Genomic DNA, 21,003 nt, shown 5'->3' on the forward strand with positions numbered 1-21,003 from the left:
ATTACGCGTAGATGAGTGAAACTCGGTAGAGGAAGAATTCCACATCAATGACTCCATGAAGCTGTGCTCTGAAGTTCTTGATCTTCGAGTTCAGCGACTCAGCAGAGGCATTGGTGGAACGGTAGACGAAGTAGTTGACAATCTCCTCTTGTTTCTCGTAGATGGTAGCAGAGACGGTATTGAAGGCATCGTCGTCAAAGTCAGTAACCTTGTTGTACCACTCCCCGAGGCTCTCCAGTGCAGATTCTCTGGTGGCGTTCTTATTGTTGTAGATCATTCTCAAGGAATGGTTGATGCTATATGCTTGCTGAAGGATCGGATACCTCTCGAAGAGTATCTTCGCCCGCAATTTCTGCGAATCCGTCCATTTGTCACCAGACTGCGTGAGAAGATATCTGCTCCGGGTCAGCAGCTCGATGGGCGTGTCACCGTTTGCCAGCCGCATGGGCTTGTACGCCTCGTTCTTGCGTTTGCGCTTAGCCCCGCGGTTGTCCGTCTTGTCCTCTTTGCGGCGCTCCAGTCGGCGCTCAACGTTGTACTTATGCTGCTCTCGTGCTTCAATGTCTTTCTTGCGCTCCTCGCGCTTCAAACGCACTCGGAGCTCTTGCATGGCATCAATGGAGAACTGCTGCGTATGGAACCGGTCAATGGTGATCATCGCCTTGGGGAAGCATTCCTCAGCTATGGCGTGCATGCTGTCTGAGAAGTCCATCGTGATTTCAACGACAAGGTTTCGCTTGGCTTCGTCTATCTTCTTCAGAGCCTCAGATACGGTCTCGGACTTGGTACCCTTGACAAGCGCTATGATAGCGCCTTTCTGCCCGTGAGCTGCTTTGTTGGAGACGATGGTGTACAACTCGCCCATGGACACGGCCGTCTCGTCTATGCTGATGTGAGTGCCGATGTTCTCAGGGAATATAAGCCAGTCGGCCGCATGCTCGGCCTCCGTCCAGTCACGGTAGCCGCTGAGATGATCCTTGTACGCTCGTTCAAACTGATCGCCTTTGATATGGAAGTATTTCTCAAGAGAGCGGGCCGTAATCGGGTATTTGTCCAAGCAACCCTTTTAAAAAAGCCGCAAACTCAACTGAGTAGCGGGTACCTTTCTGGACCAATGTCCAGTCCGTTCCGATGTTCTCTCCCTGAGGGTCTATCCACCTACGGCGACGCACATGTAGCGTCACCTTATGGTCACGGATGGGAAAGTCACGAATCAGCATCTCAGGGTAGAAGCCGTTCGGCCGCAGGTCTGTCCGGTTGTCCGGCGTCGCCCTGTCCTCATCAAGATAGATATGGAGCATGTCGCCACCTGACACCTTCTCCACTTCAACTTTCTTCAACTCGAATGACTCACTCACTTCTGGCGGAAGCACCAGCTTCACTAACTGTACGTATGGATCCATATTCTTGTTCCTTGGGTGGTGCAAAGGTAACAAAGAATATTCAATTCAAGCGGTGAAAGCGTTAAATTATCCACATGGATTTGCTAGTGCGCCGAATTTACCATCCTTATAGGTTATCTTCTTTACGTCCGTCCATCCCACAACGGCCGGGCCGTCGCTGGTCATCTTATCAGCAATACATTTATTTAAATAAGCCACAGGTTGCTGTGAGTGCCAGGCCAGCGTGTGACCATATACCGACAGGCCAGCGTCAGTAGCAGCGTTGACATAGTTCTCCACTGTTTCGAAGTTCATGTCCCCATCAGCGTTCACACAAGAAGCCATCTTCATGGCATTTCCCGGTTCCGTCTCCGTGAAGTTGCTGTTGGTCAAAGCATAGACTACACCCTTCTTGATATAATCAGAAGCAGAGGTACCTACTCCTAAATGTACATTAGGATTCTTGCTTTGAGCCAGATATTCCTTCAGTGGTGCATAGCTGTCGAGATATGCATAAGCCGAATCGTAGGCAGGCTCGTCGACACTGAATCCGGGAACATTGTCGTCGGCACAGGCTGAGAGCATCAGTGCTGTCGCCGCGATGAATAATATAGATTTGTTCATAGTCAGGTCTAAAAAAAATTACTTGGTAGAGAATGTCTGCATCTTATTGCCGCGCGTCTGCATCACTAGTTTCTCGTCATAGTCTTTGACGAGCGTCTTGGTTTGGCCGCCGTCGGTGTACTTATAAGTAATGGTATACTTCACTTCAAAGAGGTCACGGTCCTTGTCGCCCCATTTCTTTGAAGTATCTTTCTTCGCGCCGAGTGATGTCCACTTGCCGGTACCCGTCACCGTACAGTCTTGGGAAGCCGTGGAGAACGTCACCGCACCGTCGTTGCCAACTGTCATGACCACCGTGCCGTCGAGCGATTTTTCCTTGCCGTCGACCTTTACTACCTCAGAATGAGGATAAGCCACCTGGCTCATCGACAGCGTAGAGAGCGTCACGACGCTGCCATCGTTGGTGACAATCCAGCTTCCGGCATACGGATTCTTATAGGTGATGGCATAGAGCGTGTAGTCTTGGCCCTTCAGGATAGAGTCCTCAGCCGACACGATACGCACCGGCAGCACATAGGTAACCTCAGCCGACTTGGGATCAGCGAAGAAAGCATCGGTGAGATGCACGTTGACCTTACCGCGCACATCGCCTGCTGGAATGGTCACGTCAGTTGATTCCAACTCATAATAGTTCTGCGGCATTGCCATGACAGGCTTACCCGTGTTGGCAAACGCAGCACCGTTGATACCGTCAAAAGAGAGGTTGTCGACGAGGCTGTTGTCCACAGCGATCTTCACATGACGGTTTTTATTGTTTTTCCAGACGCCACCGACAACGACCTGTAACTGGCACTCATGCTGGTTGTCGAGGTCATTGGGGAACACATCATCCTCGCCGAGGGTGATAGTACGTATAGGATTCTGCTGGGCGAAATAGACTGTCTGGTAGTCATAGTCGTCAAATTCCTTGTCGCCATTCTCGCAGGAAGCGAATCCCAGCGCGAGAGTCAAAGGCAAGGCGAGTGTCGCCAGCATTTTTAAAGTCTTGTTCATAATCATATTCATTAATTACAGAATGATTTGAATGATGTTAAAGCTGATCAAGTCTTCGTCTCTTCCCTGCCCTCTCCTATATATAATAAGGAGAGAGCAGCATGAGACGGGCTTTACCAACCCTTGTTTTGTTTCAGTTCACTGAATTTCAGCATCTCGGAATAAGGAATCGGACCATAGTACATATAGTCTTTATAGTCGCGTTCCTCCACGTTGACAGGCGTATAAATCTTATTTCCGTCCTTGTCAGCAGAGATGCTCATACCCTTAGCCGCAGTGGTAATCGGTGCTTTCCAACGACGGAGATCCCAGAAGCGGAAGCCTTCGAAGGAGAGCTCGATGCGGCGCTCGTTGCGAATAAGCTCACGCATCTTCTCCTTAGACTGAGCGCACTCGTCGAGATAGCTGTCGTCGGTGATGCCGGCACGGTGGCGCAGTGCCTTGATGACGTCATAGGCCGAGTAGCTGTGCGTACCGGTACCTTTCGGCCCGAAAGCCTCGTTGGCAGCCTCGGCATAGTTGAGGAAGATCTCGGTGTAGCGGATACGCGGCGTATAGTGATACTGTTTGCTGTTGACCTTCGGATCGAGGTTGATATCCTGACGGAGCAGCTTCCGCAGATAGTAACCAGTGCGCGTGGAGCTTCCCACCTCGGTGTTGATACCATCCTTACCGGATCCCACCTCTGTATTGATCTTAGTGTTGTTCACGCCGACCTGTCCGCCGTCGACAACCACATAAGCCGTCAGTCGCGGATCGCGGTTGGCATAAGGATTCTTGGCATCGTAGCCACTGCGCGGGTCAGTGATCGGATAGCCATTGGCTGCGGGGAAGGCATCGACAAAGTTCTGTGTTGGGTTGATGCGGCCCTTGCCATAGAGCGAAGGAGGATAGTTGTCGGACTCCCAGTTGTAGTTCTCTTTCGACTTCTCGCTTCTCCACAACACCTCTTTGGGGTTAGCACCGTTGGAGAGAGCGTCAATCTCACTTCCGTTGGCATACCATGTCCATCCGTTGGGATCCATTCCGGCGATGCCACCGATGGCATCGAGTACCTGAGCAGCATAGTCGGCAGCCTGCTGATAGTTGGTGCCGGAAGCATCGGCGAAAGCCGGACTGGCTGCCAACAGGGCAGCCTTGGAACGGAACGCCTTGACGATGGAAGCATCCATACGTCCGTTGAACTTTGCGCCGAAGACACGGTTCATACGGTCCACGTCAGCTCCCATTTTCTTGTAATATGCCGGGATGCTTGCGTCGGAAGTGATGTCGACATACTTGTCGGGCAACAGGGCGAGCGCAGAGTCGCAGTCAGCATAAAATGCCTTCATACACTCCTCAAAGGTATTTCTCGGCACGTTGAAGTTGCTGGAGGCACCCTCCGGCGTAGTGACGACAGGCACACCGAGAAGCTGTCCGCTCTCGTCGTATCCGGCATGAGCCTGTAGCAGATAGTACATAAACATGGCACGCATACCGAAAGCCTCCCCCTTTTCACGGCTGGCATAGAGGCGGCGGGCCACATCGTCGTCGGCCCAGTGCACACCGTCGACACGGCTGAGGAAGAGGTTGACATACATGATTCCTGCCCGACAGTCGCGCCAGCGCTCCGTGGGGTTGTTGTTTGATGTCCACGTGCCCCCGGCGAGTTTACGCCAGCTGTTGGTAGCATCGTTGCTCACGGCATCGTCAGTGCCCACCTCACTGAAAGGAAAGCTGCCACAGGGAATGCGCGTATAGGCATTGCCGAGCACACCCTCGGCGTAGGACGCATTTTTGTCCATGTAGTCAAGGCCGAGGTTGTTTTCCTTGGCGGGCTCGAAGAGGTCGTCACAGGAAGTGAGCGTCAGACCGAGTGCCGCCACGAGAAAGAGATATTTATATTTTCTTGTTTTCATGATGACAGAAGAATTAGAAGTTTACCTTAGCACCGAGATTGTAGAACCGTGTCTGTGGGAACGATCCCACGCTGGTCTCCATATATTTCCGCTCTCCCGATATGGTGAGAAGATTGCTGCCGCTGAGATACACGCTCAGTCCCTTGACCCACTTGCCTTGGAAGAGGTTCTCAGGCAGGTCGTAGGTCAGTTGCACCTTGTTGAGGCGCACGGCATCGGTCTTATAGGTCCAGAAATCAGAGGTTACGAAGTTGAGCTCACCGCCCTCGGTAGTCAGGCGGGGATAAGTGGCTGTTGTGGCAGTCTCCGGTGTCCAGCGTCCGAGTACCACATCAGAGTACTTGCGGCTGCCGTAGCACCACATGTAGCTGTTGTCCTTCACGCCCATGCCACCGAAGTTGCCGGTCCAGTTCATGAAGAAGGTAAAGCCCTTGTACTTCGTTGTGAAATGGACTCCCAGATAGAAGTTCGGCGTCCAGTGTCCGAGCACCACCTGATCACGGCTGTCGATAAGTCCGTCACCGTTCATGTCCTGGTATTTGAGATCACCGGGCTTGGTGTTGCTGTTGATGACAGCGATGCCGTCTTTGTATCCGGTAATAGCCCCGTCAGTGCCGCGCACGACGTCGTCTTCATTGATGAATCCTAAGCAATGGTATCCGCGAAGTGCATCGATGCGTGCGCCCTGGCTCTTCTGCCAGTCATACTCCACATTCTCGCTGACCTTGGTGTTCTTCGATGAGAAAGTCATGCCAGTGATGCCACCGCTGAGATCCACGTCGCCGACCTGCTTGTGCACGTCGACAGTGAAATCGAAGCCACTACGACGCTGAGCGTTGTAGTTGATATAGGGCATGAACGTCGACACGGGCCAGTAAGTATGGAAATAACTCGGGTAGAGCGTCTCCGGCGTGATGAGTAGTCCGTCGAACTTCACGTTATAGTAGTTGGCATTGAGTCGAACGAGTCCCTTTCCGAAAGAAGCGTCGAGGCCGAAACGCAGCTCTTTGCGCTTGACAAAGCCCAGGTCTTTGTTACCACCACGCTGAGAGTCGGACGTCTGCATGGAATTGGCACTCTCACTCCAGCCCCACCAAGTACCGGTGGCGGTGAAGATGTCGTCGTACATATAGTATTTCTCAATGTCGAGATCCTCGTTGATCACACCATAGGAGGCATTGATCTTCAAATCGTCGAGCCACGACTCTGTCGGCTTCATCCATTTCTCACGGCTCACGCGCCATGCGACGGTAGCCACAGGCGAGAGGGCCTCACGGTGTCCCTCAGCCAGCTTTGCCGAGTGAATGGCAGCCATAGCCAGGTTGGCGTAGTAGCGTCGGTCGTAGTTGTAGTCGACGTTCAAGCCGAGGTTGGCGTTGCTCGTACGGTGATACTCTCCCGTGGTGGTCACCTGATAGCCGTGAGCCAGCAAGGTTGCGTCGACAGCATGGAGGCCAAACTGACGGTTGTAGTCGAACTGTCCCGAGAAGAATACCGTCTGAATGGTCTTTGAGCCGCTTACGATCTTTGTGCCCGTGTGCTTATCTATGCCGTATTTTTTCAGTCCGATGATCTCATCCTTGCCATTCATGTTTGTCCAGATGGGCTCATAGGTCGAGTAGTCGTTCTGGATGCTGCTGTTGTACGAGGTAGCGTAGTCGATGGCAGCATGGGTCTTGAAGCTCAGTCCTTGCAGCACTTTGTCGAGATTGAAGTTGATGCCGGCGTCGAACTGCAGCTGACGGCTGGTATAAGTGCTGTATCCAGCCGCATACATGGCAGCGAAAGGATTGGTCTGCTGGCTCTGCGTACCGCCGAGCATATACTTTCCGTCAACGACATAGTTGCTGTTAGCGATCATCTTCTGCATTTCCTGCACGTCGGGATTTATCAGGTCGATAGGGATGAGCGGCGTGAGCGGGTACTGGCTTGTGGGGCGCATCGAAGCACTCTGGCTCCAGTAGTTGCTGCGGTCGCCGCGCTGATCATAGAAGGTAGCGTTGGCGTCTACCCATCCCGTGATCCAGTCGTTGAGCCTCAGGTCGATGTTGCCACGCACGTTGAGCCGGTTGGTGTGGTTGTGCTTACCCTCGCCGAACTTAATGAGGTCGCCGACATGATACAGTCCGATGTTGGCATAGAAGTGCGCGAACTTTCCGCCTCCCTCAAACTCAGCATTTCCGTCGTAGCGTGTATATGCTTTCTTGAGGTAGTCTTTTGAGAAGAAGTCGATGCTGGGATAGCGATAGGGATTGCGTCCCGAAGCATAGTTATAGATATCCTCGTCGGTGTAAGCGGCACTCTTGCCATCGTTGGTCAGGGCCTCGTTGTAGAGGCTCATGTACTGTGCGGCACCGAGATAGGTAGGATACTCTTTCGGTGTGAAGAGTCCGGCATTGCCACGCACGCTGACGTGGAGTCCTTCGGTACGTCCACGCTTGGTAGTAATCAGCACGGCACCCTTAGCCGCACGGCTTCCATAGAGTGCCACGGCACTGGCCGACTTGAGGAAAGTGATCTGCTCAATCTCTGTGGGCAGCACGTTGTTGGCATCGCGGGGCACTCCATCGACGAGCACGAGGGCGTCGCCCATGTTCCACAGCTGCCCCGTGTATCCACCGGCATAGGCCTGAAGGGCGTCGAGGCTGTAGGTGTTATAGTTCTTGCGAGTCAGATCCACCATGTCAATGGCCGAGACACCGCCCATGAGTTCCGATTTCGCCTTGGAGCCGAAAGCCACGTTGACTTGTGTGGAGTCGGCAACGGTCTGTCCGAGAGCCGTAGCAGACATGGCAAGCATGGCGAGCGTCAGAACATTTGTCTTATATGTTTTTGGATTATTCATTGAACGCTAAGGTTTGAAGTTTTACCTTTTTACTTTTTTACCCTTTTACTTTTACAGTTCTCATAGAGGATCACCATCCTGGGTTTTGCTTAAACTCGGGATAGATGCTCACGTCGCTCTTCTTCAGCGGCAGCCAGTAGTGCTTCTCCGAGAAGTTGCGGGTGAGGATGACTTTCTGTGTGAAGCCCGACACCTCGTTGTTTTCCGGATGCTCGAGATCACATTTCACGCGCTTGAACTCCTGTGAGGTCTTGATGGTGTAAGGATACTTGTCAAGGAGCAGCCAACGGCGCAGGTCGTTGAAGCGGTGGCCCTCGTAGGCCAGCTCTACGGCACGTTCACGTCGCAACTCGCTCATGAAGCCGTCGAGTGAAGAGGCGTACTTGGCAGCGACAGGGTCAACACCGGCACGAGCGCGTACCTTGTTGACGGCCTCCAAAGCTGTCAGCGGGCACTGTCCCACCTTAGCATTGGCCGAGCCCATGGCCTCTGCGGCAGCCTCGGCATACATCAGATAGACATCGCTCAGGCGCATCCAGGGCAGATGGATCAGGAAGTGGTGAGTAAAGCCATAGCCGTCGTCGAGTTTGTTGCAGCTGTTGTCAATGAACTTATAGAGCAGATAGCCTGTGCGGCTGCCTTTATCCACACTGCGGTACATGCCGCCTGTCTCGAGGTCGGCGTAGCGGATGGACTTTGCGGGATCTGCACTGATCTCTGCTTCTGTGTGCACTTCGTGCTTGGCGACATCGTTGCTCTTGAAGATCTTCTCGCCGTCGAAGCGGATATCATTGTAGAAGCGCGGGTCACGGCCTTTCCAAGGATGAGTGGGATCGAAGCCGCTCTGCGGGTCATCGAGGGGCAATCCGTTGGCCATGCCATAGTAATTGACATAGTTGGCAGTGGGCAGTGACCACACACCACCTTCGGAAAGGTCGCTGTTCACGGCACAGAACTGCTTCGAGAGTCCCCAGTTGGTTCCATTCCAGTCGCCGTTGAAGAGCGGACCGCGGAAGATAGCCTCCGTGACGGAACCGTCGGCACTCTGCCCGGGCACCTTGCCGTTGTCGTCGATAGAATAGAAGTTGCGGCCATAGTCCTTCATCGGCAGCAGGCCAAACTGTGTCTGTCCGCTCTCCACCATGGCGAGCGCCTCGCCGAAGGCCTCAGCGGCACGCTTGCAGAAATCCTGGTTGTAAGAGGCATTGCCCGTGCTCACCTTATTCATCAGCGGTGAGCCTGCCCAGAGCAGATCCTTGCCGAGATAGGCTAGAGCGGCAATCTTGGTCACGCGCAGCTGGTTCTTGCCGAGCGTGTTCTTACCCACTGTGGTGTTGTCCCAGTTGACGGGCAGCAGGTCGGCAGCCTTGCGCAGGTCCTCAGCAGCCTTCTCGGCGCACTCCTGATAGCTCAGTCTCGGCTCGCGCAACTCCTGGTCGGCGGGTAACACCTTATCGATATAAGGCAGTCCACCAAAGTACTGCATGAGCTGGAAGTGGAACCAGCCACGGAAGAAATAGAGTTGTCCCATGATGAGGTCCTTCTCTTCCTTGGTACCCACGAAGTTGTCGATGTTGGCAAGACCGAGGTTAGCCTTGCGGATACCGTACCAGCATCCCGGCACGAGAGAGTGGGAGAAGCGGTCGCCGCCCGTGTTGAAGCCGTTGCGGTCCATAAATCCACTCTGCCAACCGTCGTGGCTGCTCTGCCAGCCCCAGAAGTCGCCCTGGTCGATCTTGTAGACCATGTGGTAGTTGATGCCGACGTTTTGCAGTTCATCCTCGCCCCAGTTCCATGAGTTAGTCCAATATCCCTTGTCAAACTCAGGGATGCAGTTGTAGAGTTCCTCGGTGAATCCCTGGAAATTCTGGAAGTCTTTAAAGGCATCCTTGTCCGAGATGTCGCTTTCGGGTGCCTTGTCGAGGTAGTCGGTGCAGCTGGTCTGTGCGAGTGTCAACGACAGCGAAGCACACAACAGCCCTATATATAGTCTTATCTTTTTCATTGTTGGAGACAGTATTACAGATTGATTTTAATACCCATGTTGACACGCTTGACAGTAGGATAAGCACCTTGCGAGGCCAGACCCGTACCGGCGTAGTTGCTCTCACGGTCATCCGGCATACGGCTCCACACCCAGAGGTTGTTGCCGTTGACATAGACCATCAGGCTGCTGAGTCCGAGATGCTTCACCCACGGCTGGGTGAAGGTGTAGCTCACCTCGGCGTTCTTCAGACGGATGAAGCTGCCGTCGTAGTGGAAACGTGTGCCTTCGTAGTACGAGGGTTGGGAGTTCAGACGTGGAATCGGCGCGCTGGCATTCTGGGTGTACTTGGTCCAGAAGGTACCCTCGTCAAAGACGGTGTCGAGGTTCTTGCCCAGTGAGTTGAAGCCGACATAGCGGTCGACATTCGTCACACCATAGAACTGCACATAGACCGAGAATCCTTTCCAGTCCCAACCGATGGTGGCGTTGTAGGTGTTCTCCGGTGTACCGGTGTAGCCATAGGGTGCGCTATCGTTGCTGTCGATGACACCATCGCCGTTGTAGTCAATAACATCATACATACCCGGCATTTTCTGGTCGTCGTTGGTGTCGTAGCGGGTGACGCCGATGACGTCGTCCCATGAGTTGGCGAAGCCTGTGGTCAGAAAGGCGTGATCCTGACCGATGGCATAGCCCTCCTGCTTCTGATAGCCTGGGAGCAGTGACGGGTCATCGTACTTCAGAATCTTGTTGGTAGCGTGCGTCATGGAGAAGTTACCCCAGACGTGGTGACCGTTGAAGGTCTTGTTCAAACGCAACTCCAACTCATAACCTTTGGTACGCACCTTACCGAGGTTGGCCGTCGGCGCTGTGGCACCGAAGTAGGAAGGAATGGCGCGGTTGCCACCGGCAATCAGCACGTCGTGTCGGTTGTCGACGAAGAAATCGATGTTACCCGTGATGAGTCCGCCGAAGAAGCCATAGTCGATACCGAAGTTCTGCTTGGTTGACTTCTCCCAGTGGATGTTCGAGTTACCAATCTTCGACTCCTTGTACCATGTATAAGGACTGTTGTCGCCGTTCAGTCCCAAGACCGCGCTGCCGCCATAAGCCCACTGTGTGGCATAGAGCCAGCGGCCGATGTTGGCACCGTCGTCACCGACCTGACCGATGCTGTAACGGAACTTGAGCAGGTCGACATACTTCTTGAGCGGTTTGAAGAACTTCTCCTCGCTGATCGTGTAGCCCACGGCACCGGAGTGGAACCAGTCGAAACGATAGTCGGGACCGAACTGTTCGGAACCGTTGTAAGCACCATTGTACTCAGCGAAGTAGCGGCCGTCGTAGTTATAAGTGGCACGGAAGGCCCAGTCCTCACGGTAGTGCGAGAAGTCGCTGCCGTAGGCATTCTCCGTACTGTTGAATACGCCCATGGCGGTCACGTCGTGCTTGCCGAACTTGCGGGCATAGTTGAGCTGTGCCTGATAGAAGAGGTTGCGCACGGTGGCACCGTTGTTGACCGAACCGCCGGCCGTAGTCCAAAGGATGCCTTCCTGGAAATCGAAGTTGGTGTTTCCCTGCTGTGGCTGCAAGTACACGGTCTTTCCCGTTGCGGGATCAATCCATTTCTCCTGTGCATTGTGATAGAGATCGTTGATGCCGCGTCCGTCCTCCTGGAAGACGTTGTCCCAACTGACGAGCGCGCTGGCCGAGAGTCCCTTGGTGATGAAGTCGAGATTCTGTGTCAGCGTGAAGTCGGTGTTGATACGTGTGGTGGTGTGTTTCTCTGTACCGGAAAGGGCAAGGTTGAGGATAGAGTTCGGTGCCCCCTGCGTGTCGGCGGGATAGTAGCCCCATGTGCCGTCGCTATAGCGTGGAATAAAGGCGTCGCGCGGTGCGCTGTAAGCGGCCTGCCAAAGTTGACTCTCACCAAACGAACCGGTAGCGGTGCCCCAAGGTCCCTTGCGCTCACCGTGGCTGCCGAAGAGGTTCACCTTTAAGGTAGTGGTGCGTGTGAGTGCGAAGTCGAGGTTCGTACGCGCGTTGATACGGTCATAGCCGTAACCTGCCTTGTAGCCGCGGTTGTTGTCCCACTGGCGGAAGAGGTCGCCCTCATGCAGGTAGTCGATGGCAGCGAAGTACTTGACAAAGCGTGTACCTCCACTGACGTTGACGTGTGGGTTATAGGCCATGGCGTGGTTCTTGAACACCTCTTTCTGCCAGTCTACATCGGGATAGCGCTCAGCCTCCTCAAGATTGGCAGGATGACGGTATTTCTCAATGATGTCGATGGGCAGTACCTTGTTCCAAGAGTCAGGCTTCAAGCCGAGCTCCTGCTCAGCGGCCTGGTTGCGGATCATCAGCGCGTCGGCACTGTGGAGCGAGCCAGGCAGCTGACTGACGAACTTCAGCGTGGCGTTCATGCCTACTTCTATCTTGGCCTGACCCTCCTGACCACGCTTGGTGGTGATGAGGATCACGCCGTTGGCACCACGCACACCGTAGACGGCGGTAGCGGAGGCATCCTTGAGTACGGAAATGCTCTGCACGGAGGAGATGTCGATGCTGTTCATCGGACGCTCAATACCGTCGACAAGGATCAGCGGGTCGCTGTTGTTCCACGAGCTCACGCCACGGATGACGATCTTCGGGTCTTCCTCGCCCGGCATACCCGTGGAGCTCATCGTCACCACACCCGGCAGGTTACCGGTCAGTGCGGCACCGATGCTGCTCACGCCACCGGCGCGCTCAAGCACCTTACCCGTGGTCTGAGTGATGGAACCGACCACAGAGGCCTTCTTCTGCTGGCCGTAACCGACAACGACGACCTCACCGAGATTCTGGTCGTCATCGCGAAGAGTGACACGCATCGTATGCTTACTGCCCACCTTCACGTCTTGCGGCAACATGCCCACATAAGAGATCTTCAACGTGGAGCCGGCACCTTTGACATTGATGACAAAGTTGCCGTCCAAGTCGGTGACGGTACCATTGGAAGAACCGCCTTCCATGATGGTGGCGCCGATAACCGGCTCACCTTTCTCGTCAACCACACTACCCTTGACCGTATACTTCTGCTGGGCCTGCACGCCTACAGCAAAGAGCGAAGCCAACGTCAGCGTGGTGGCTAATCGTTGTGTTCTTAACAATAGTTTGTTCATGTTCTCTTCATTATTTAAGCTTTTTATTTATTAGGATCTATACCACCGTTTTTAGCCTTTTATGTTAACCTTAATATTTTTTTGGTTGAAAACGCTGCAAAGTTAACATATAAAAAGCTCATAGAGTTTGTAACATGTAACAAACTCTTTGTGATACATACCATAAAGCCTTGAAATAACAAAAGAGAAACTTCGTGTTACTTATTTCTCAATCCGCTTAAGTGATATTTGGGGCCAGATGCGAAAGTCCATAGAGAGAGAATCACTGTTTTTTTGCGCATAGAATGCCCGTGTGCCCTCTTGGGGCACCTCGTTGTCAAAGGATGCACGAGCTAAAAATCGTGCCAAGTGGTTTATTTATGATGATTCAGTGGTCAAATACTATAGCTGAATGATCATGAATTATGTATAGAATAATATGTCTTTTATGTCTTTATATCTAAAAAGACAATGGTTTTTCTGTCTAAGGCTATTCGTCTTTCTGTCTAAGCCCTCTGCTGTTCTGTCTCCTCGCTTTGTGTCTCGTCTGTCCCCTCCTCCATCTCTCGGTCCAGTCGTCCTCGCCACAGATACTTACGTGTCTCGTGCACGATGATGCCGCTGAGGAAGAGCAGGGAGAGCAGGTTGGGGATTGCCATGAGCGCATTCATGCAGTCGGCGATGTTCCAAACCAGTTCCAGAGAGATCACACTGCCGATGAACACACACACGATGTAGAGCAGGCGGTAGCCCAACATCCAGCGGCGGCCACCCAAATACTCCACACAGCGCTCGCCATAATAGCTCCAGCCGAGTATCGTGCTAAAGGCGAAGGTCAGCAATCCAAAGGTCAGCAGTGGCTTGCCGACGTAGGGAATCTTGCTGAAAGCCACCTTGGTGAGCTGCGCGCCGTCGTGGAACGTAATGTCGGGATAGGCGATGATGCTGCTGACGATGACCAGTCCGGTCAGCGCGCAGATGATGACGGTGTCCCAGAACGTTGCCGTACTCGATACCAAAGCCTGCCTGACCGGGTTGCGTGTCTGTGCGGCTGCGGCTACGATCGGTGCCGAGCCCAGTCCCGACTCGTTGGAGAACAGACCGCGGGCGATGCCGTAGCGGGCTGCCATGATCACCGTGCCACCGACAAAACCGCCGCCTGCTGCCTGCGGCGTGAAAGCCGAACGGACGATTAGTTGTAGGGCGGGCCACAGACTGCTGTGGTTGACAAAGAGAATATAGATGCAGCCTAAGACATAGAAGACCGCCATGAACGGCACCAACATGCTGCATACCTTGGAGATGCTCTTCACGCCGCCAATGATTACCGCCGCCGTGAGCAGCGTGATGACGGTGCCGACGATCGCCGGACTGATGCCGTAGCTCTCGTGGGCTATCGTCGCGATGGCGTTGGCCTGCACGGTGTTGCCGATGCCAAACGAGGCACATGCGGCAAAGACAGCGAAGAGCACGGCCAGCCATTTCCATCCCAAGCCTTTCTCCAGCGCATACATCGGACCGCCCAACATGCGGCCGTCGGCTGTCTTGACGCGGTATTTGATGGCGAGCAGGCCTTCGGAATACTTTGTCGCCACGCCGAAGACACCTGTCAGCCAGCACCACAGCACGGCACCCGGACCGCCGAGCGAGATAGCTGTCGCCACGCCGACGATGTTGCCCGTGCCGATTGTCGCTGCCAATGCCGTGGCCAGTGCGCCAAACTGCGACACGTCGCCCGTGGCACCGGGGTCACGCTTCACCGACAACTTGATGGCTGTCCACAGAAAGCGCTGCGGAATGTGCAACCGAAAAGTCAGAAAGATATGCGTGCCCAACAATAAGATGATCATTGGCCAGCCCCACAGCAGTCCGCTGAGAGTCGTGAAGAATTCGTTGACTTGACTCATGCTATCCTCTATGTTACTTGTTTTCTATCCTGATGTTTTTAAATCCCAGTGCATGGAACATCGTCCAGAGCTGCGTCCGTGCGTTTTTCCGTGCCGATGCCAGATTGGCTTTGCTCAGACAGCGTTGCCGCATCTTTGCCTTTGCTTGCTCGGCCATGGCGGTGCGGTCTTGCTCGCTCCATTTCCCACTCTCGTAGAAGGAACGTGTGCGGGCCTCGTCGAGAAAGTTGTCGTCTACCAGTCCGATGGGTGGCAGCGTGGCGATGAGCGTGTCGCCCCGGACGCTGAGCCACTCCTCTTTATATTGTTGCATGTCGAAGCCGAGGCGCAGCGTGCCGTAGTAGACGCGTGCCAGCTCGTCGTCGCCGAAGAAGCCGTGGCGCACGGTGTCGACGAGTTCCTCGTCAGCGATCTCCATGAACACCCACTGCCCCGTGTTGCGGATGCTCTCCATGACCACGGGCGTGACGCTGATCTCCTGGTTGTGCGTAATCTCAACGTGCTGATCCGACAACGCCCGCTTGATGAGGAACACGGCAGCGACAACGAGCACGAGGGTGACCGTAGCCGAGATGAGCACCAGGCGCAGGTCGGTGCTTGCGCGGCCCAGCAGGCGAGAGAAGAGAGAGTGCTTTGTTGTCATGGCTTAGTTCGTTTTACGGATAAGGGTTTCAAAGGGGCTGTTGCCGAGATCATCGCGGAAGGTGATCACCACGTCCTCGTCGCTCCAGCCCATCTGCCGCAGCATCGGCATGAGCTGCTGTACGGCACTCTGTCGTGCGCTCTCGGTGAGGTTCATCTGTTCCAGCGACTTGACGATGGCCGTACGCCCCTGCTGCTCGATGCGTGAGCGCTCTTCGTCGGAGAATCGGGTGCGCAGCAGCGACACCTTCTCCTTGACTTGTTCGTGGTCGATGGTCGTGGCGGTGAGCGTCACCTGCGGGTCAGGCAGGATGATCTCCAACTTTTTGCCGTCGTGCCGTACCTGTGAGGCTGAGAAATGGGAGAAGTCGATCGAGGCTTGCGCCGTGGCCGTCATGGGTATGGCAATGCGGCGCTTGCCGAGAGGCAGGTTCATCTTGAAATCTTGCCCGAACACGTGTCCGGTGACTGCCGCAGTGTCGTCGTAGACGACGATCTTGCGGAGCTTATACTCTTGGGTATATAGTTTCGCACAATGCTGTATCTGATAGACCATCATGGCCGTCGTGTCCGTGGCGGTCTCTTGTGGTTTGCTGACATTTTGATGTCGGCAACCCATCAGTAAAAGGACAAAAAGAAACAGTGCAATGACTTTTCGTATCATCAGTTCTCTGTTTGTTGATGGTTTGTTACATGTTTGTAGATGCAAAGTTAGTGTAAACGAGTGGAATATCAAAGAAAAAGCGTCTTTTTCTTAGTATTCTTTTGTGCAATCTGTCGCTTTTTCGTAGTTTTTTCCTACCTTTGCACCGGTAAATACACAAAAAACGATGAAAATATACACTTCATTGGCTTTGATACTCCTGACGGTGATGCTCTTTATGGGCTGCAAGGACAATACCAAGGTGCAGCCTGTGCGCAAGGTTCAAAAGGTCGTCGAGCCGAAAGGTCCCCGTGTGATGGGCGACAACACTGTGTCGCGCAAGGTTGGCTGGGTCGGTGGCATCTATACTGTCGAGGTCAAGCGCCATGCCGATAAGAGTCTGGCCAAGGCTTCTGATGGCAGCCACGAGTACTATGATAACAAGATCAGCGTGCGTATCCTGCGGCAGAACGGCTCCGAGTTTTTCAACCGTGAGTTTACCAAAGCTGACTTCAAAGCCAAGGTCGATGACCAGTATTATAAGAATGGTGCGCTCTTGGGCATTGTCTTTGTGCGTTCCGAGGGGCCGGAACTCGTCTTTGCGGCCAGCGTTGGCAATCCCGACAAGTCGAGCGACGAGTATGTCCCGCTCGTGCTGAAGATCAGCAAGCTGGGGACAGTGACGATCACGCAGGATGAGAATCTGGAATAGAAAGGGCAGGAGTAAGTGCTTTTTCTTTTGAAGACAACTGTTTTCTTCGTCTCTCATGGCAAAAATGAGCCTAAAGAATCAGAAATCCGCGTTTTCCTTCTCTATATTGCAACCTCGCCACGACAAGCTTTTGTCGGGAAAAATCAGAGCTGTAATATATTTCAAGGCATCATATATATACAACCTACATGTCGTGCCCATCGACAAGAACAACTCGCTGAGCTGCAACCGCCAATCGTTTTTGTGCCACTTCCTTGTCGAGCGGATTCTCGTCAGCGGGCTGTCCGTCGTTGATACATACTACTTGCGAGAAGCCAGCGCCGAGCAATGCGTCCCGGTCCTCTATGCGTCCACTGGCAAGAACGACGGGGACTCCTGCCTTCTGCGCATGACGCAAGACTATGCTTGGCAGTTTGCCCATGAGTGTTTGGGTGTCGGAAGCACCCTCGCCCGTGATGACAAGATCGGCATGTTGCAGCATGTCGTCGAAACGATTGCTTCGCAATACCAGTTCAGCGCCACTCTCCATCTGAGCATCCATGAACTGCATGAAGGCATAGCCCAGTCCACCGGCGGCACCGGCGCCGGGTCTTTGGCTCATGTCGTAGCCCTGATGTTTGGCAGCCATCGTAGCGAAGGTTGCCGCCCGACGCTCAAGAAGTTCCACTTGCCGGTCATCGGCTCCCTTCTGCGGTGCAAAGACATGGGCAGCGCCACGCGGACCTGTGAGCGGATTATCGACATCGGAAGCAAGCGTCACGCGGATCGACTTCAGCACAGAGGTGTCGAAAAGGTCGTACCACATCTGATGCAACCGCTGTTGGGCATGGTGGCGCAGACAACGAAGCATGCCCAGTCCGCAGTCGCTCGTCGCTGAGCCGCCCAGTCCCACGATAAACTCGCGGCAACCCTGTTCCCACGCTTGCACCATCAGCTCGCCGACGCCGTAGCTCGTGGCCACGAGCGGATTGCGCAGTTCCGGTTCTATCTTGTCGAGCCCCACGGCCTGCGCCACCTCGATGATGCCCTTGCCATCCTTGATACCATAGGCAGCATCGGTCCACCGCATCATCGCATCGTGGACATGGCAGTGCTCCACCCTATCGGGACGCATTGCTCTCAGGAAGCCCTCGCCACCGTCGCTGGCCTCGATCTGCTTTATCTCCACATCGCCATGCTGGGCTCTCAATCCTTTGGCGCACGCCTCGTTTGCCTCCTGGCTGCTCATGCAACCCTTGAAACTGTCAAATATCAATAATATCATATTCAACCAACAACTAAAGAATATCTGAGCCCAAGTGCATTACTAATTAAGAGAAAGGTTGACAGCTGCATATCACTATTACCACGCTCTATATTACTGATAAACTCACGCTTCTTGCCAATCTTATCAGCCAATTGTTGTTGAGTCATCTTCTGTTGCTTACGCTGCTCTTTCAATATTTCAGCATAATAGAAAGATTTAGCACGAGCTTCAAAAGCTTCACGTGAAGGAGAACTTTTTGGGCCATACTCTTTATCTAATCTTGCTGATGAGGTCTGAAGCTTATTTAACTTGTTTTCTTTATACTCATCCGAATAGTAGATTTCCCTTATCTTCTTATCCATACTACAAAAGTAAGTGTTTTATTCCAAACAGACAAATAAAATGGAACGAATTTATTACTTTTTATCGAATACGGCAAACTCCGTAATAAGCGAAAAGCCTTTGAAGAACATTTAGGACTCGCCTTTCTGTAATATTTCCGCCCTTTCTACGTTAATAATACCATGATACGTAGACTTTTCATCTTGATGATACTCACGTTGCTGGGCCTGGACGGCATGGCACAGAGCTTCACACTGCACGGCCGCGTCATCGACGAGGAGGGCAATCCCGTGGAGTTCGCCAGCGTGTCGTGCCTGCAACAGGGCAAGGCCACCGTGACCTCAGCTCATGGCAACTACAGCCTGACGCTTCACTCCGCTGACTCGGTGGTGGTGAAGTTCTCGATGCTCGGCTACCGCACGAAGACACGTGTGCTGAGGAACCCCAAGGGACCACAGACCTTGCAGGTGACGCTCTACGGCATGGCTAACACACTCGGGCAAGTAGATGTCACGGGACAAAAGATACAATCGGGACAAGGGCAGGAGCTCAGCACCAAAGACATGAAAGGATCGCCGTCGACAACGGGCAACGCTGTGGAGGAACTCGTACAGAGCCAGGCCGGTGTGTCGACTCACTCTGAGCTGTCGTCGCAATACAATGTGCGCGGCGGTGCCTTTGACGAGAACTCTGTATATATAAATAATGTGGAGGTCTTCCGTCCTTTCCTCGTACGTAGCGGACAGCAGGAAGGACTCTCGGTTATCAATCCCGACATGGTGGAGCGCATCAACTTCTCCACCGGCGGCTTCGAGGCAAAGTACGGTGACAAGATGTCGTCGGCTCTCGACATCACGTATCGTCAGCCCAAGCGTACCGAGGTCACGGTGACGGCGTCACTGCTCGGGGCCAATGCTTACGTGGGACTCGGCGGTAAGAACTTCTCGTGGACCAACGGCCTGCGCTACAAGACTACGAAGTATCTCCTCGGCTCGATGGAGACCAACGGTGAGTACAAACCAAACTTCCTCGACTACCAGACCTATCTCCACTGGCGGCCCAACAAGTTGTGGAGCTTCGATATCATCGGCAACATCTCTGACAACCACTATACTTTCCACCCCGAGAGCCGCGAGACCACCTTCGGCACGCTCGAAGACGTGAAGTCGTTCAAAGTCTATTTCGACGGACAGGAGAAGGACCGCTTCCGGACTTATTTCGGCACGGTGGGCATCACGCGCCACTGGGGTGACTCCACTTCGGTGTCGCTCCTTGGCTCGGCATTCACCACCAGCGAGCGTGAGCAGTACGACATACAAGGACAATACTGGCTCACGCAGACCGAGACCTCGGAAGACCTCGGCGTGGGCACCTACTTCCAGCACGCCCGCAACTACCTTAAAGCACGCGTGGGCAGCGTGAAGCTCATGGTCAAGCACAAGACCGCCGCACACAACATCGAGGGAGGCATCACCTTTAAGAAAGAACATATCGAGGAGAACTCGCGCGAGTATGAGATGCGCGACTCAGCAGGATACAGCATCCCACATACGGGTAAGGATCTGTATATGATCTATTCCCTTAGAGCAAAAAACAAGCTCGACGCCAACCGTACCGAGGTTTATCTGCAAGACACTTGGCGCTATCACCGCAACGACTCCAGCACACTCTATACGCTGTACTATGGTGTGCGCTTCTCGCATTGGAACTTTAACCAGGAGTCAACGCTTTCGCCGCGCGTCTCACTCGGCATCACGCCCTCGTGGAACCGCGACCTGACTTTCCGTCTGGCAACAGGTCTCTATTACCAGGCTCCCTTCTTCAAGGAGTTGCGCGACACGTCGACCGTAAACGGCATGACCGTGGCTTCGCTCAACAACAAGGTGAAGAGTCAGCGTGCCATCCACGTCATCGGTGGCATGGACTACCGCTTCAAAGTCAACAACCGTCCTTACCGCTTCTCGGCAGAAGCATACTATAAGTTCCTCCATAACCTCATCCCTTACTCGGTAAGCAACGTGCAGGTGGTCTACTACGGCGATCATACCGCCACAGGTCATGCAGCCGGTGTGGACCTGAAACTCTACGGTGAGTTTGTTCCCGGCACTGACTCGTGGATCACACTCTCGCTGATGAATACGAGGATGAACGTAGACGGGCGCTCGCTGCCGCTGCCTACCGACCAGCGCTTTGCCGCCCATCTCTTCTTCACCGACTATTTCCCCGGCACCACCCGCTGGAAGATGAGTCTGAGGCTGACCTATGCCGACGGTCTGCCCTTCTCCACGCCACACCGTGAGCTCACCTCTGCCTCCTTCCGTGCACCGGCCTACAAGCGTGCCGACATCGGCATGAGCTACCGACTCTACGACAACAGTGACCACCACAGCAGCCATTGGCTGAAGAATGTGTGGCTCGGCCTCGACTGTCTCAACCTCTTAGGTATCAACAACGTCAACTCCTACTACTGGGTCACCGATGTCGTCGGCCAGCAGTATGCCGTGCCCAACTACTTGACCGGCCGTCGCATCAACGCCAAGGTCACCGTAGAGTTCTGAGCATAAGGCGTGCGGAGCCTTTATCGCCAAATAGCCCGTGCTGTTCTGAGTGCTTGGTTCTGTATGTTGCTTTTGTGCAGCAAC

At 53.8% G+C, this 21,003-nt stretch carries 15 protein-coding genes; 2 read left to right on the forward strand and 13 right to left on the reverse strand.

Annotated features, from left to right (window positions below):
- Position 1 precedes the first annotated feature (1 nt).
- The 11 genes from NG346_RS00540 to NG346_RS00590 form a co-directional block, all read right to left on the reverse strand.
- Entirely contained in the window at positions 2-1,057 is a 1,056-nt protein-coding gene (locus NG346_RS00540; protein WP_262288101.1) for an ISAon1 family transposase, read from the reverse strand.
- Positions 1,023-1,403 (reverse strand): ISAon1 family transposase N-terminal region protein, encoded by a 381-nt coding sequence (locus NG346_RS00545; protein ID WP_449727792.1) that lies wholly within the window; start codon positions 1,401-1,403, stop codon positions 1,023-1,025. The genes NG346_RS00540 and NG346_RS00545 overlap by 35 nt, the downstream gene beginning before the upstream one ends.
- Before the next feature lie 66 nt (positions 1,404-1,469).
- Positions 1,470-2,006: an endo-1,4-beta-xylanase gene (locus NG346_RS00550; protein ID WP_262288103.1), complete on the reverse strand. Its 537-nt coding sequence runs from the start codon at positions 2,004-2,006 to the stop codon at positions 1,470-1,472.
- A gap of 18 nt (positions 2,007-2,024) precedes the next feature.
- Positions 2,025-2,999 (reverse strand): BT_3987 domain-containing protein, encoded by a 975-nt coding sequence (locus tag NG346_RS00555; protein WP_262288104.1) that lies wholly within the window; start codon positions 2,997-2,999, stop codon positions 2,025-2,027.
- Positions 3,000-3,112: 113 nt separating this feature from the next.
- Positions 3,113-4,897, reverse strand: a complete 1,785-nt coding sequence (locus NG346_RS00560; RefSeq protein ID WP_262288105.1) for a RagB/SusD family nutrient uptake outer membrane protein — start codon at positions 4,895-4,897, stop codon at positions 3,113-3,115.
- A 13-nt stretch (positions 4,898-4,910) separates the two neighbouring features.
- Positions 4,911-7,742, reverse strand: a complete 2,832-nt coding sequence (locus NG346_RS00565; protein WP_396266651.1) for a SusC/RagA family TonB-linked outer membrane protein — start codon at positions 7,740-7,742, stop codon at positions 4,911-4,913.
- Between the two features lie 70 nt (positions 7,743-7,812).
- Positions 7,813-9,747, reverse strand: a complete 1,935-nt coding sequence (locus tag NG346_RS00570) for a RagB/SusD family nutrient uptake outer membrane protein (RefSeq protein ID WP_262278821.1) — start codon at positions 9,745-9,747, stop codon at positions 7,813-7,815.
- A 14-nt stretch (positions 9,748-9,761) separates the two neighbouring features.
- Positions 9,762-12,890 carry a SusC/RagA family TonB-linked outer membrane protein gene (locus NG346_RS00575; protein ID WP_262288106.1) on the reverse strand — a complete coding sequence of 1,043 codons (3,129 nt, stop codon included), beginning with the start codon at positions 12,888-12,890 and terminating at the stop codon, positions 9,762-9,764.
- Between the two features lie 485 nt (positions 12,891-13,375).
- Entirely contained in the window at positions 13,376-14,776 is a 1,401-nt protein-coding gene (locus tag NG346_RS00580; protein WP_262288107.1) for an alanine/glycine:cation symporter family protein, read from the reverse strand.
- A gap of 13 nt (positions 14,777-14,789) precedes the next feature.
- A complete protein-coding gene (locus NG346_RS00585; RefSeq protein ID WP_262288108.1) occupies positions 14,790-15,419 on the reverse strand; it encodes a DUF4230 domain-containing protein in 630 nt (209 codons plus the stop codon).
- Positions 15,420-15,422: 3 nt separating this feature from the next.
- On the reverse strand, positions 15,423-16,082 hold the full coding sequence (locus tag NG346_RS00590) for a DUF4230 domain-containing protein (RefSeq protein WP_262288109.1): 660 nt from the start codon (positions 16,080-16,082) through the stop codon (positions 15,423-15,425).
- Between the two features lie 166 nt (positions 16,083-16,248).
- Here NG346_RS00590 and NG346_RS00595 point away from each other — a divergent pair, with 166 nt between their 5' ends.
- Entirely contained in the window at positions 16,249-16,773 is a 525-nt protein-coding gene (locus NG346_RS00595; RefSeq protein WP_262278816.1) for a DUF4738 domain-containing protein, read from the forward strand.
- Between the two features lie 184 nt (positions 16,774-16,957).
- Here the strand turns inward: NG346_RS00595 and NG346_RS00600 are convergent, their stop codons facing one another.
- Together NG346_RS00600 and NG346_RS00605 are read right to left on the reverse strand one after the other, a co-directional pair.
- Positions 16,958-18,037 (reverse strand): glycerate kinase family protein, encoded by a 1,080-nt coding sequence (locus NG346_RS00600; protein ID WP_262288110.1) that lies wholly within the window; start codon positions 18,035-18,037, stop codon positions 16,958-16,960.
- Between the two features lie 2 nt (positions 18,038-18,039).
- Positions 18,040-18,381: a helix-turn-helix domain-containing protein gene (locus NG346_RS00605; RefSeq protein ID WP_262288111.1), complete on the reverse strand. Its 342-nt coding sequence runs from the start codon at positions 18,379-18,381 to the stop codon at positions 18,040-18,042.
- 162 nt (positions 18,382-18,543) lie between these two features.
- Here NG346_RS00605 and NG346_RS00610 point away from each other — a divergent pair, with 162 nt between their 5' ends.
- A complete protein-coding gene (locus tag NG346_RS00610) occupies positions 18,544-20,919 on the forward strand; it encodes a TonB-dependent receptor (protein ID WP_262288112.1) in 2,376 nt (791 codons plus the stop codon).
- Positions 20,920-21,003: the final 84 nt, after the last annotated feature.

This window comes from Hallella absiana, from assembly GCF_025457485.1.
In the GTDB taxonomy this organism is placed as follows: domain Bacteria; phylum Bacteroidota; class Bacteroidia; order Bacteroidales; family Bacteroidaceae; genus Prevotella; species Prevotella absiana.